The organism is Candidatus Clostridium eludens, assembly GCF_045310515.1.
In the GTDB taxonomy this organism is placed as follows: domain Bacteria; phylum Bacillota; class Clostridia; order Clostridiales; family Clostridiaceae; genus Clostridium_B; species Clostridium_B eludens.
Map to the genome: position 1 here is coordinate 42,905 of NZ_JBJHZX010000022.1, position 13,803 is coordinate 56,707.

Below are 13,803 nucleotides of genomic sequence, written 5' to 3' on the forward strand. Positions count from 1 at the left end.
CAAATATATAATATCATAATTATTTTAGGTAATTATATCATGCAGTAATACTATTTACAACTTTGTAAGATTTTCCTTACCTATCAGACAAAGTCATACAAAATTTTATCTATTATTTTAATTAAGGTTTCTCTTGAATTAAGTCCCCGAATTTTTTCTACAACCTCACCTTTGCTAAATATGATTATATTAGGTATTCCCTGAAGTCTGAATCTATAAAATAAATCTTCATACTTATCTACATCTATCCAGTAAGTTTTAACTTTTTCTCTATACTCATAAGCAACCTGTTCTAATATTGGAATTTGTTCTCTGCAGACTTTACATCGTATAGCTCCAAAAAATACTATTGAATCCATATTACTTTCAAAAATAACCTTATCAAATTCTCTTTCTCCAATTATCTTTAATGCCAATTTTTTCAAAGGTACCTAAAATTCCTTTCTATCATCTTCTTGTATTTCATCTATTAAACATTCCCTCATTTGCGAAAATTCTTTTCTGGATCTAATTATTTTAAAATCTTCTCCTTTATATTTAAGTGGATTTTTATATTCCTTAACTATTCTTCCCGGATTAGAATGCATAATAATAATTCTGCTGCCCAGTAAAAGTGCTTCATCTACATCATGTGTAATAAAGAATAAACATTTCTGAGTTTTTTGCCATATAAAATAAAGATGTCTCTGCATTTTTTCACGTGTAAGTGCATCAAGGGCACTAAAGGGCTCATCTAAAAGTATTATTTTAGGATCTGTTGCCAGAGTTCTTGCAATGGCAGCTCTTTGCTTCATGCCTCCTGAAAGCTGATGAGGAAGCAATTTCGAAAATTTTTCCAAACCAACTAACTTTAAATAATGAGAAACTATTTCTGTTCTTTGGAATTTAGGCAGTTTTTTCATCTTTAATTCAAACTCAATATTCTTTTCTATACTTAACCATGGCAGTAAATTGGGCTGTTGAAATACCACACCTACCTGGGGATCAGGTTTCATATGCACCTTTCCATTAATAGAAACAGCACCTTCTGATGGCTTCTCATAACCGGCAATAATATTTAAAAGCGAAGATTTTCCACATCCTGAAGATCCTAAAATACATATAAAATCATTATCACATAACTTAAGATTAATATTTTCAAGAGCTCGAATATAGCCACCATATTGACTATAATTTAAACTTATATTTTTTAAACATATATTCAAACCTGGGTCTAAGGATTCATTTACTAATCCGGGTTCTATTGAATTCATTGATACTACATCCCCTTATTTGCTATCTTCATCATATAACTTTGTTAATATAGCTTTTTGATATACAGATAAATCTGGTGAAGATTTTACTGCCTTCTGCGTTACCAGATAATCTCCAGTACTTTTCAATAATTTTGCAAAATCTCCTGGTTTCTTTGAGGTTCCAAGATATTTTTCATTTACTTGATCCTTAGCATCAAGAACAATTATTTCATTCATAGATTTAAGGGTATCTTCTTCTGATAATCCTAATTCCTTTGAAAGAGCTTTAGCAGATTTTTCTGGTTGTTCTTTATATTGATGTACAGAATCATTCAAAACTGAAACATACTGTTTAAGTATTTCAGGATATTTATCTCCAAAATCTTTACGAACAATACCAAGCTCACCTGTAATAGCTCCCTTTTTAGCTAAATCTCCGGATGTTATAATAACCTTTCCTCCATCAGCTATAAGCTTTGATTTAGTGGTCTCCCATACATAAGCCCCCTGAATATCTCCTCTTTGCCATGCAGCCAATATATCAGGCATCTGCATGTCAAGAAGTGTTAAATCCGATTCTTTAATACCATTTAATTTTAAGGCATTTAATAAACTAAAATGAGAAGTTGAACTAAAAGTAGTAGCTATTTTCTTTCCTTTTATATCATTAATTGAGTTTATTCCAGAATTGTTTTTTACTACTAAAGCTTCACTATCTCCTATAATGTCATCAATGTAATATACATAATATGGAAGGTTGTTTGCTATTCCAGATGCCGCAGGGGGAGTGCCTATAGTTCCAAGATCCAATGATCCGCTGGCCATAGCTGTAATTATATCACGGCCTGCATCAAATTTTATCCAAGAAATTTTTATGCCAGGAAATTTCTTTTCCACAGCACCTGTAGCTTTTGCAAGAAGTTCTCCATTTGGAGATGTCATGTATCCAATACGGATTTGTTTGGGCTTATTATCTCCAGCATTAGAACTTTTACTACTGTTTTGACATCCTAGTGTAAATGCCAAAATCCCTATAGTTATACATGTTAAAGCAATTTTAAGATGTTTTTTTATCATCATTATTATCTCTCCTTATAATTATAAATAATGCATACTGTTCTCTTTAAATATTTTTACTTTATAATTTGTCTTTTTCTTCAATCCAAGGTGAAATCTTTTTTAGAACAAATCTAATACAAGCGTCAATAAATATAGCAATTACACCCATAATTATAATTCCCATATATACCACATCATTTCTCAAAAACTTACTGGCATCTAATACCATCCACCCGATTCCAGAAACAGCCGCCACCATTTCTGCAGCTACCAAAGTAGCATATGCCACTCCCACTGCTGTTCTAAATCCCGTGAGCAAATCTGGCAAACAAGATGGAAATATAACGTAAACAAATAATTTAAATTTAGATGCTCCAAGAGATCTGCATCCATTTATTCTATCTTGGGGTATTTTTTTCACACTGAATACCGCTGTAATAAAAAGGGGTGCAAATGCACTTAAAAATAGCAGTATCACTTTAGAAACATCAGTTATGCCAAACCACAATACTAAAAGTGTATAATAGGCAAGAGGAGGAAGTGGTCTATAAAATTCAATAAATGGATCCAATATAGCAAGTAACAATCTGCAGCTTCCAGCTGCAAGCCCTAATGGTACAGCTGTTATAAAAGCTAAAAACAGAGCAATAAATAATCTTCTCATACTTGCAAATATGTGAAAATATAGAGAATATCCTTTATATCCTTCCTTTAAAGTTTCAATGAATATAGACCATACAGCACCTGGTGAGGGTAAAAATACAGGGTTGAACCAATTTAATTTACTGCCTATATACCAAATTAGGAATACTATAATAACTGATGTTACAGAAACTAGTTTATATCTGTGCTTTATGATATTAGTTTTTAATAGATTAAATATTTTCTTTAACATAAAAATCATTCCTCAAATAGTGAATTTACTTTCTATATTGTCTATTGCTGTTTTAATTATTTTATCCAGTGCATCTTTATTATGAAAACCAGTGATTTTTTCTATTATTTCTCCTTCTTTAAATATTAAAAGTGTAGGTATGCCATTTAGTCTGAATCTTTGTGCTAATTCCCCATGCTTATCAACGTCAACCGAATAAACATTTAATTTGTTATAATAATTTTTAGCTATTTCCTCTATAATTGGATGCATTATATTACATACTTTACATCTCTCTGCGTTAAAAAATACCACTGCAGGAGTATTATTCTCAAAAGTTAGATTATCAAAATTATCTTCCTTTATACTTAAAATAAATTCCCTATCCATAAAATTAATTATTCCTCCAATGCTTGATATATTATGCCGCCTTCTGCATTTTTAGGAACAGACACTCCAGTCAAATAGCTTACAGTTGGAACTATATCCTCCACCCCAACATTTCTATCAATACTAACTCCTCTCTTTATGCCAGCCCCTACAGCTGCAAATAATGCTTTCATGGAATAACCTAGAAGCGTATAATTGCTTAACCCATTTCCATGGCATCTGGTAAATTCAGGTTCCAATATATAAAATATATCTCCTGAATTCTCCCCTCCAAGTCCTAAAACTTCCATGTCATTTCTATTTAAAGCAAAACTTATTACTCTCTTATCTGTTTTGGGATCTCTATAATTGTATAAATCATCTATTATTTTTTGTACCAACCTATCATAATCTTCTGGTTCTACAATTCCTTCAGGATCTCTTCCCTTTAAATTTATATAAATAAATGCAGCCCTCTGTGAAACCGCTGTAGTCTTCTCCCAATCTATCTGGAGTTTTCCGTTAACCTCTTTTAGTTTTGTGTACCCCATATCTCCCATTATTCCAGTATTTATTCCCCACATATCTCCAATTAAAGGATGCTCCGTATATGGGTTTTTACCAACACCACCATGATCTGAAACAATAAAAATGGCAGTATCTCCATCAAGCCGTTTTAACATTTCTCCAATAAAATTATCGCTTAGTTCATAAATCTTATATATTAACTCCTGATATCTTTTATATTCCTTAGAAACTTCTTTAAATGTATAATCCAAATAAAAATGATTGTACATATCTATGCCGTGCATATGAAGATACAAAAGATCCCATTCTTTATTATCTAACAAGTAATCAATAGCCTTTACATGCCAATCATACATTTCCGTAATGGACTCAAGCATAATCTTATCTGCAGTTGTATTTAATCTATCATAATTGCTTGGCTGCAGCATAGGTCCAATTTTGTCATACAGTTCCCTTCCCATTTTAGATGGATAAAAATATTTTTCACTATATAAATCAAGCGCAAATGAATAATAAAAAGTCAGCTTACTTCCATCGCTTTTTAAATCAATTACCCTTATTTTATAAGCTACTTTAGTGACTTTACCATTAATCCTATAATTATCATAAATCCAGTGGCTCCACTGATTTACCTCTGCCTCTCCAATTGGATTCTCATCCTGTTTACTAACATATATTTTTATTTTATTATAGTTCTTACCGTCCTCTGCCACTATTAACCCATACCGCCTTGTCATACCATTATTAACTGGTAAAATAACTTCTTTTGATTTATTAGGTGCATTTTTCCATCCGGCACCAGGTTTTATTGGAGTAGTTATCTTATCTGCATTTGGAACATCCGCAGATAATTCACCATCTGCTTCTGAAGTCACAATATCAGATGGAGTATATCCATATCCGTCATATTCAGATTTGCTTATATCTGCTTTTACAGAGGATACTTCACCTTCAACTCTGCAATCAGTACCAGTATTATCCAGAACATGAGGTATTTCTTTTATAGGAAAATCGCCCTCAATACAGCTATATACCTTTTCATAATCCACGTATCCCCTTAAATTTGTATAAATACTTGTACCATCTACATAAATATCATTTTCAGTTTTAGGTGGCCATGCTGTAGGATAATTAAATAATATACTTTTTTTCCCTTGCCTTGCATAAGCCTCCCATATAGTTTCTGCTTTTAATAATCCTGAATCAAAGCCATAATCTAATTGATCTAAAGAGTTCCCAAGAGTGTGGTTCCAAAAACAAGTTATACCATGAGTGTTTGGGAGCGCTCCTGTAGCCAAAGACGCCCAATTAGGAGGAGTAATTGCTGGCAATACACTTCTCATAGAATAATCTTTTGTTGTAACACCACTGGATATTACTTTCTTGAAGTTAGGTAATTTACCCTCATTTACATATTTCTCAACTAGCATTGGATCCGCACCATCTAATCCTAATAAAAGTACTTTTTTAGCTCTAACCTGACTATTCGACATTTTATACCTCCTGTAAGCTTATTAGTAAACAAATTTTATTATGAATAAGGTATCTGAAAATAAATAATAAGGCAAAGATGGTAAGACTACTTTTCATAAGACAAGGAATCAGCTTCCTTTGATAGTGGTGCTATCATAGGGTTCTGCTGACGCAGTATTATAGAAAATAGGCTGCCATACTGACTAGTTATTTATTTGAAGATGCCTAAGTTAAATCAACTATAAAAAGCTGGATGACAAATTAATATATAGCACTTTAATTACTATATAAAACCTGTCTCCAGCTTTCTGGTCAACAACTCTGTTTAAATGTAACAATTATACATCAAAACTCATTTTATATTCTCAACATAGGTATATACTATAGCATTTAATATATACTGTCAATTAACTAATATTTATACCCCCAATAAATTTTAGTTATTTTGTATAACTAAAGTTTCTGTTGTATACTATTTATATTGTAATTATGGAAGGAGTTTGCTGTAACAATTGATATTGAAATCAATATTTAAAAGGAGAATATAAATGTACTGGCTTTTTTTATCTTTAGCAATTATATTAGAATTAATAGGAACTTCATTAATGAAAATTTCTAATGGATTAACTAAAGTTTTCCCATCCCTAGGTATGTTTATTGCATATTTTATGTGCTTTGCTTTATTTTCAATAGCATTAAAAAAAATAGATGTAAGCATAGCCTATGCCATATGGTCTGGGGTTGGCATTACCATTATATCCATTATGGGTGTTTTACTTTTTAAAGAAACAATAAACATACTAAAAGTAATATCCATCATCTTAATCATTACTGGAATAATAGGCTTAAACTTAAGCGGTGTACACCATTAAAAAATTTTAAGAGAAAACACCAGAAAATTATTAACAGTTAACATTAATCTTGTTTTTACATACTAATAAATTAAGAACAATTAATTTTCTGGAGAGTTATATGAACATCTGTCCTTTTACAGATTATTTTTTATCTCGCAGTCCCAATCCCATATATAATATCACAATCAACAGGGCTGCCCGCAGACTTAATTTGTATAAAAATGGAAAAGTATACAAAACTTATCCTGTAGCAATTGGCAAAGGCAGGACTCCTACCCCACGAGGAATATTTAAAATAATAAACAAACAGGTAAACCCTGGTGGTCCCTATGGTGCCAGGTGGATGGGATTAAATGCTAAAGGTGTGGGAATACATGGCACAAACAATCCTCACTCTATAGGTGGACCGGTATCTCATGGATGCATAAGAATGTTTAATAAAGATGTAATACAATTGTTTAATATAGTTCCAGTAGGTACTGTGGTAAAAATTATTTAGCCACCTGCAATTTTCTGTAAATTTTCATATTGATAGCTAAAATTTGGTATAAAAAAACATCCCCAAAATTACTAACCCAGGATGTTTTTTAATTTTATCAAGCGGTTCTTAATAATAAAATATAACACTTGAATTTATATATATCTTACTTACTTTTTACTTAATTCTTTTCTATTGAAATATTAATTTCAAAAGGAAATCCCCCCACAAGCATTTCAATACATAATACCTTTTCACTACTAGCAGTGGCCGTAAACTCACCATACATTAAAGTAGGAGTTGATATATCTATATTAATACCTTCTTCAAAAAAACGAGTACAGGCCCCTGCAGTTACCATATTCGTCATCTCTGAAATTGCACTTTGAGCCATCTCATTTAATTCTTCAACCGGCATTCCCATCATCATTTTAGAAGCAATATTTTTTGCACTTTCTACAGTAGTTCCATATATAATATTGCCTTTTAAATCTCCTACAATTCCAATTATAATTAAAACCCCAATACTATTTATAGTTTTGGCCTTAACACTAAGTTTACCTTTTTTTAAATCACTTATACCTAGTTGAGGCATTACATCTACAAATGCATCAAGAAATGGATTTATATGCTTGACATCCATTCTCCTGACCTCCTTTGAAAACCTATATTTATATAAATATCCCCAAAGTTTGTTTTAGCTATGGAAGACGTAGTGGTATCCAATTCCGCCTTGGATATATTTATAGAGTTTCCATAAAATATAGTGGGAGGCGCTACACGTAATCCCATTAATTTATTAGTTCTGTTTATTACAGAAGATGCATTTCCTGCTATCATATTAGATATCTCACCCATAATATTTAGCATTTCCTGCGAATCTTTAGGTTTTCTTTTTAGCATAAATGTACAAAAGCTTTCTGCAGTATCATAAGACATATCAAGTAACATCCTGCCAGAATACTTACCTATGATTCCCATAACAATAGATATTCCCTTGGATACATGTTCTACATTTGATTTATCTTCCTTATTAAATTCAGGAATTGATTTTACTAACTTATTAAATACATCCATAAAAGCTTCTTTATATACCTTGTAATATATACCTTCTAATTCTTTAAAAAGTTCTTCATCTGCCATTATTCTATTTATCAAAAGAGAAAGTTCTTCAGGATCTACTGGTTTTTGAACATATCCCGAAGCATGATTCTTTCTTGCTTTCTTTATTATTTCATCGTCCATCATAGAACTTACTATTATGACATTTATATTTGAATCTATGGAATGAATTGCCCTGGTACATTCAATGCCGTCTGTTCCAGGCATAGTCATATCCATAGTTACAATGTCTGGCTTTAATTTACTTACAACTTCAACAGTTTCCTCTAATGAAGCCGCTTCTCCTACAACATCGAATCCATTTTCAGTAAGTATATCTCTAAGCAGCGCAATTGAAAATGGAGAATCATCAACAATAACTATCCTAATATTTTTCATTTTTCCACCAACCTTCATAATTGTAAATAGCATTTAAATCAATTTTCATCATTCTGTAATACTTTTATTATATTTAAAAATGTTTTATTAACAGGGGTATGTACCCCATATTTCTCTCCCAGTTCACAAACAGTCCCTGCAAACATATCAACTTCAGTTTTCCTTCCATAGGTAATATCTTGAAACATTGAAGTTTTACTGTGAGGATTCATGGTATCTAACACCTTATACCATTTATTAATATCACTTTCATCTAAATTAATGCCAACTTTTTTAGATAGCTCCACTACTTCCCACATAGCAGATTCCATAAGGTCCCTTGCTTCTTTTACAGTTTGAAATATACCATATGTACCCCTAATCACTGCTGAAGCCTGATTTATACCTACATTGACCATAAATTTCCACCATAAAGAACGTAACATGTTTTCAGGAATCTCATAAGAAATTTCTGCTCTATCAAAAAGTTCCTGCACAGCTTGTACCTTTTCGCTATAAATTATATTCTTCTTTTCCCCAAAAATTATACTGCCATAACTAGAAAAATAAATATTATTTTTCTTACGATTGGCGTCAATAGCAATACATAGTGAATACAACATCTTATCCATACCGTACTCTTTTCCTATAATTTCTTCACTAGTAATCCCATTCATAAGAGAAAGAATAATTGTATTTTTCCCTACGTGATTTTTTATATCCATAAGAGCTTGATTTAACTGATTTGCTTTTACTGAAACAATAATTAAATCTGCGGGCTCACACTTTTCCTGCGGAGATACATATGTAAAATCATACCTCTTTCCATTAATTACAAATCCATCTTTTTTATATCTCTCTGCCCTTTGTCCCCCTGCTATAACTTTTATTCCTGATGGATTCATATCATATAACTTACTATTATATGCGCATCCAATAGCCCCTAATCCTATAGCAGATATGTTTTTTATGCTCTTCATAAAAATATCCCCTCTTTTCTTATATTAGGTATAGGTACATTTAAAGAAATAACTATTAACATAGATACTTATTTAAAAATAAATATCATGACTTTATAGTATACTGTTTCTTATAAAAAAACAAGAATATTTACATGTTATTCTTAGTGGATAAATGTCTTGTAATTAAAGAAATTGTTGTGATATGATTATAATATTGGCGTAAGAGCACAATAATACCAATAAAATTTAAATTATTTAGGTAGGTGATAAGAATTAAATGAAAAAACAAGAATTAAAATCCAACATTCTTCTTTTGATAACAGCAACAATATGGGGTATGGCATTTGTAGCCCAAAAGGTTGGTGCAAAATATATAGGACCCTTTGCTTTTAATGGAGTTAGGTTTGCACTGGGAGGTATTTCTTTAATTCCCCTGCTCCTATACTTTAATAAGGCACCAAATCAAAATATAAATAATTATAATAAGTCCTATAATTTCATAACTCCAGGAATCATAACTGGATGTGTGCTTTTTTTTGGAGTTTCTTTTCAACAAATAGGATTGAATTATACTTCTGCAGGAAAAGCAGCATTTATAACAGGTTTATACATAGTATTTGTACCTATTATAAGTATTTTCCTCAAACGAAATACGCCCGTAATTACCTGGATTAGCGTAACTATAACTGCCATCGGTTTATATTTTTTAAGCGTTAATGAAAATTTTTCTATAAGCCAGGGTGATTTATTAGAGATTATAGGTGCATTTTTTTGGGCAATACATATACTACTTATTGATCGCTTTATAAAAAAAGTGGATGGATTAAAGTTATCTTTTGTACAAATTTTAACCTGTTCCATACTTAGTATGACAGTGTCGCTTATTTTTGAAAAAACAAATATACACAATCTGTATGGAGCTATTATCCCCATACTTTATGGTGGAATATTTTCCGTAGGTATAGCATATACCTTGCAAATACTGGGCCAAAGACACGCCAAACCTTCCCATGCTGCAATTATACTTAGCATGGAATCTGTTTTTGCTACCATAGGTGGTATGATAATTTTAAGCGAAACCTTACAATTAAGAGAATATTTGGGCTGTTTTTTAATGATGTCAGGGATGCTTCTATCTCAACTTTCTAATTTCGGCAGTGCTAAAAGCTGATTTGTACATTTTTATAATTTTCCAAGAGCTTTTTCCTTATTAATGTTATTTCCAACGGAATCAACTTTTGGCATAGGTAAAGTTAAAGTTAAAAACACTGCAGCAATGGGTAATATAGTCAGGCAGGATATGGCTGCATGAATTCCATAATTATCTGATATCCATCCAAGCAGTGGCGAAATCACTCCCCCCATGGTAACAGCCAGTCCTAAAGTAACTCCTGATGCTAATCCCATATGATTTGGCAAATACTTTTGTCCCAATACTACCATAGGACTATATGGTGCATAGAGTGCAAGACCTATTGGTATTAATAACACAGTTGATATAAAAACACTACTAACATTTATAAATATAAATAGCAAAGGTATAAGAGCTAGGAAACCTGCCATTATTACCTTTTTATTTCCCAATTTATCTGCTAAACGCCCTGCAATAAGGGTTCCCACTGCTCCTATAAGTATCAGTGTTGATAATGCTATACTTCCTCCTCGTTTAGATTGGTTTAATACATGTATCCAGTAAAGGGGCAAAAATGTATTAAGCCCAAAGAAAATCATAGCACGACAAGTAAGGGTTGCTGTTAAACGACCAAATGGCTTCCACTCATCAACCCTATCTTTCGCCTTTAGCTCTAACTTAACATTAATCTTATCCTTATTTTTTGTAAAATTTGATAATTGAAATAAAAACATTATACACATAACTACAGCAGGCAATGCCAAAATAATTGTTCCCTTTAGTCCAAACAATAACAAAATTTCCGTAGTTATTATAGGACTTATTGCAAATCCTATATTTCCACCTGCGGCAAACCTACTAATACCTGTAGCCTTATTTTCTCCAGCAAAATTATTTGCTAGTTTCACTCCCTCTGGATGAAAAGAAGCTATGCCAATACCACTTAATGCTATAAAAACAGCCATGATCCAATAATTATTTATAATTCCTGATATGCCAAAGCCCACTCCCGCCATTATTAAACCAAAAGGCAGTGTCCATGGTACAGAAATTTTATCTGAACAAATTCCAAACAAAGGTTGTACTATAGACGAACTAATATTTGCTGCAAAAATCAAAAAGGCAGCAGCTGTATAACTAAAATGTTTATCTGAAACAAGAAAAGGAAGTATTGCAGGTAATGCCCCTTGATAGAAATCTGCAGCAAAATGTCCTGCAGTCAAAAAATTAACATAGAATCGATTCATTCTTAACTCTCTCCTTTGCTTACAAGTCACAAATCTATCCCTAAAGATATTAAAATACTTTTGATTAGACACTTGAAAATTTATGCAATTTATTTAAATATTAATAACATCTATAGTAGCACAAAGAAATAAGAAATACAATAATGTCCCTAGCTACCAATATAACTTAAAAAAGATGATTCCTATACAGCATAGAAACCACCTTTTCTCCTAACTTCCTTTTTCAATTTTATTTAATCAGACAACATACGTCATTTGCAAACTGCACAGGATCATCTACAGAAAGCCCTTCAATTAACAATGCTTGGTTATATAAGACATTTGAAAGGAGTTTTAGTTTATCCTTATCCTCTACAAATGCCTGTTTAATAGCATTAAACATTTCATGACTTGTATTTATTTCTAAAATTTTATCAGCTTTAATATTTTGACTTTCCGGCATCATATTAAGCACTTTTTCCATTTCAATAGACAACTCTCCATCACTTGCAAGGCAAACAGGATGTGTTTTTAATCTTTTGGATGCTCTGACTTCCTTCACTTTATCTTTTAAAGTTTCCTTCATAAAATCAAATAATTCTTTATTTTCCTCTGTTTCTTTTTCACTTGCCTTTTCATCAGATTCAAAACCTAAATCCTTGCTAGAAACAGATTTAAATTCTTTTTCATTGTAATTCACAAGCATTTTAATAGCAAATTCATCTACATCATCAGTAAAATACAATATTTCAAAGCCCTTATCTTTAACCAGTTCAGTTTGCGGCAATTTATCAATTTTCTCTGCACTGTCACCTGTTGCATAATATATGAACTTTTGGTCATTTTTCATACGGGAAATATATTCATCAATACTTACAAGCTTTTTCTCTGTGGAAGAGTAAAACATAAGTAAATCCTTAAGTACATCTTTATTCATTCCAAAATCAGAATAAACACCATATTTAAGCTGTTTACCAAAGTTTTTATAAAACTCGTTGTACTTTTCCCTATCATTTTTAAGCATTAATAAAAGTTCACTTTTAATCTTATCCTTTATTTTTTTAGCAATAAATTTCAGTTGTCTATCATGCTGTAGAAGCTCTCTTGAAATATTAAGAGAAAGATCTGCAGAATCAACCAGTCCCTGCACAAAACTAAAATAATCTGGTAATAAATCTGCACACTTTTCCATTATCAATACACCATTTGAATAAAGTTCCAGCCCCTTTTGAAATTCCTTTGTATAAAAATCATAAGGAGTTCTTGCTGGAATGAAGAGTAATGTGTTATAACTTGTTACCCCTTCTACACTGGCATGAATTGTTTTAATAGGTTTTTCATAGCCAAAATGCTTATCCATGTAAAATTGTTCATAATCCTCAGCCTTTAATTCATTCTTATTTTTTCTCCAAATTGGTACCATGCTGTTTAAGGTTTCATCTTCAAAATAATCTTCATATTCCTTGTCACTGCCTTCTTTTAATTTACTTTTCTTTACCAGCATCTTAATAGGATATTTTATAAAGTCTGAATATTTCTTAATCAAAGATTTTATTTTATACTCATCTAAAAGTTCATCATATTTTTCATCTTCAGTATCTTCTTTAATTTTTAATATTACTTCAGTTCCTACCTCTTCTTTCTGGCAGCCTTCAATAGCATATCCTTCTACCCCTTTTGATTCCCATTTATATGCCTTATCTGAATTAATACCACGGCTTTTTACCGTAACCAAATCAGACACCATGAAAGCAGAATAAAAGCCAACTCCAAATTGACCTATAATATCTACTCCTTCTTTTAATTCATTCTCATTCTTAAATGCAAAAGAACCACTCTTTGCAATAGTACCCAGGTTATTTTCCAGCTCTTCTTCTGTCATGCCTATACCTGTATCAACAATTGTAAGTGTCCTTTTTTCCTTATCCACAGTAATTCTAATATAGAAATCATCCTTGTTAAAACTGACATCTTCATCAACAAGTGAACGATAATAGCTTTTATCAATTGCATCACTTGCATTGGATATGAGCTCTCTTAAAAATATTTCTTTATTTGTATAAATAGAGTTAATAACCAAATCAAGTAATCTCTTTGACTCTGCTTTAAATTGTTTTGCAGTCATTTTATCATT

At 31.5% G+C, this 13,803-nt stretch carries 14 protein-coding genes; 3 read left to right on the forward strand and 11 right to left on the reverse strand.

Annotated features, from left to right (window positions below; genetic code table 11):
- Window positions 1–83 precede the first annotated feature (83 nt).
- The 6 genes from ACJDU8_RS14840 to ACJDU8_RS14865 are packed head-to-tail and all read right to left on the reverse strand — an operon-like array spanning window position 84 to window position 5,558.
- Window positions 84–425, reverse strand: a complete 342-nt coding sequence (locus tag ACJDU8_RS14840; RefSeq protein WP_406792932.1) for a thioredoxin family protein — start codon at window positions 423–425, stop codon at window positions 84–86.
- Between the two features lie 6 nt (window positions 426–431).
- Window positions 432–1,253: an ABC transporter ATP-binding protein gene (locus ACJDU8_RS14845; RefSeq protein ID WP_406792933.1), complete on the reverse strand. Its 822-nt coding sequence runs from the start codon at window positions 1,251–1,253 to the stop codon at window positions 432–434.
- 15 nt (window positions 1,254–1,268) lie between these two features.
- Window positions 1,269–2,315, reverse strand: coding sequence for a taurine ABC transporter substrate-binding protein (locus ACJDU8_RS14850; RefSeq protein WP_406792934.1), 1,047 nt, complete (start codon window positions 2,313–2,315; stop codon window positions 1,269–1,271).
- Window positions 2,316–2,373: 58 nt separating this feature from the next.
- Entirely contained in the window at window positions 2,374–3,189 is an 816-nt protein-coding gene (locus ACJDU8_RS14855) for an ABC transporter permease subunit (RefSeq protein ID WP_406792935.1), read from the reverse strand.
- Window positions 3,190–3,201: 12 nt separating this feature from the next.
- Window positions 3,202–3,558, reverse strand: coding sequence for a thioredoxin family protein (locus ACJDU8_RS14860; protein WP_406792936.1), 357 nt, complete (start codon window positions 3,556–3,558; stop codon window positions 3,202–3,204).
- An 8-nt stretch (window positions 3,559–3,566) separates the two neighbouring features.
- Window positions 3,567–5,558 carry an alkaline phosphatase family protein gene (locus ACJDU8_RS14865; RefSeq protein ID WP_406792937.1) on the reverse strand — a complete coding sequence of 664 codons (1,992 nt, stop codon included), beginning with the start codon at window positions 5,556–5,558 and terminating at the stop codon, window positions 3,567–3,569.
- Window positions 5,559–6,086: 528 nt separating this feature from the next.
- Here ACJDU8_RS14865 and ACJDU8_RS14870 point away from each other — a divergent pair.
- The gene (locus tag ACJDU8_RS14870; RefSeq protein WP_406792938.1) at window positions 6,087–6,410 is read left to right on the forward strand and encodes a DMT family transporter; all 324 of its coding nucleotides are present in this window, start codon (window positions 6,087–6,089) and stop codon (window positions 6,408–6,410) included.
- Between the two features lie 100 nt (window positions 6,411–6,510).
- Entirely contained in the window at window positions 6,511–6,891 is a 381-nt protein-coding gene (locus ACJDU8_RS14875; RefSeq protein WP_406792939.1) for a L,D-transpeptidase, read from the forward strand.
- Window positions 6,892–7,051: 160 nt separating this feature from the next.
- Here the strand turns inward: ACJDU8_RS14875 and ACJDU8_RS14880 are convergent, their stop codons facing one another.
- Genes ACJDU8_RS14880 through ACJDU8_RS14890 form a run of 3 tightly spaced genes read right to left on the reverse strand, consistent with a single transcriptional unit; the run spans window position 7,052 to window position 9,329 of the window.
- On the reverse strand, window positions 7,052–7,513 hold the full coding sequence (locus tag ACJDU8_RS14880) for a chemotaxis protein CheX (protein ID WP_406792940.1): 462 nt from the start codon (window positions 7,511–7,513) through the stop codon (window positions 7,052–7,054).
- The gene (locus ACJDU8_RS14885; RefSeq protein ID WP_406792941.1) at window positions 7,495–8,370 is read right to left on the reverse strand and encodes a response regulator; all 876 of its coding nucleotides are present in this window, start codon (window positions 8,368–8,370) and stop codon (window positions 7,495–7,497) included. Before ACJDU8_RS14885 ends, ACJDU8_RS14880 begins: the two co-directional genes overlap by 19 nt.
- A gap of 38 nt (window positions 8,371–8,408) precedes the next feature.
- Window positions 8,409–9,329: a ketopantoate reductase family protein gene (locus ACJDU8_RS14890; protein ID WP_406792942.1), complete on the reverse strand. Its 921-nt coding sequence runs from the start codon at window positions 9,327–9,329 to the stop codon at window positions 8,409–8,411.
- Window positions 9,330–9,588: 259 nt separating this feature from the next.
- Here ACJDU8_RS14890 and ACJDU8_RS14895 point away from each other — a divergent pair, with 259 nt between their 5' ends.
- Window positions 9,589–10,482, forward strand: coding sequence for a DMT family transporter (locus ACJDU8_RS14895; RefSeq protein ID WP_406792943.1), 894 nt, complete (start codon window positions 9,589–9,591; stop codon window positions 10,480–10,482).
- 11 nt (window positions 10,483–10,493) lie between these two features.
- Here the strand turns inward: ACJDU8_RS14895 and ACJDU8_RS14900 are convergent, their stop codons facing one another.
- Both ACJDU8_RS14900 and htpG read right to left on the reverse strand, forming a co-directional pair.
- Window positions 10,494–11,690, reverse strand: coding sequence for an MFS transporter (locus ACJDU8_RS14900; RefSeq protein WP_406792944.1), 1,197 nt, complete (start codon window positions 11,688–11,690; stop codon window positions 10,494–10,496).
- 229 nt (window positions 11,691–11,919) lie between these two features.
- A complete protein-coding gene (gene htpG / locus ACJDU8_RS14905; RefSeq protein WP_406792945.1) occupies window positions 11,920–13,794 on the reverse strand; it encodes a molecular chaperone HtpG in 1,875 nt (624 codons plus the stop codon).
- Window positions 13,795–13,803 lie beyond the last annotated feature (9 nt).